This is a genomic window from Rugamonas aquatica, from assembly GCF_009380215.1.
GTDB lineage: Bacteria > Pseudomonadota > Gammaproteobacteria > Burkholderiales > Burkholderiaceae_D > Rugamonas > Rugamonas aquatica_B.
This window is the reverse complement of record NZ_WHUG01000077.1, coordinates 1-206: the sequence shown is the minus strand read 5'-3', so window position 1 is coordinate 206 and position 206 is coordinate 1. Positions and strand designations below refer to the sequence as shown.

Annotated in this window: 1 rRNA gene; it reads right to left on the bottom strand. The window is 52.9% G+C overall.

From position 1 onward, the window contains the following. Nucleotides 1-111 (bottom strand): 16S ribosomal RNA (locus tag GEV02_RS32740); the annotation flags it as partial. Between the last annotated feature and the right edge of the window lie 95 nt (nucleotides 112-206).

The window sequence follows — 206 nt, the reverse complement described above, 5'->3', positions numbered from 1 at the left end:
TACTCACCCGTTCGCCACTCGCCGCCAGGTTGCCCCGCGCTGCCGTTCGACTTGCATGTGTAAGGCATGCCGCCAGCGTTCAATCTGAGCCAGGATCAAACTCTTCAGTTTAATCTCTGTTTATTTGGCATTTCTGCCACCGTCATTGCTGACGGGTCGCTCACTCAAAATACTGACAGGCCACTACTTTCGTAGCGCCTATTTCA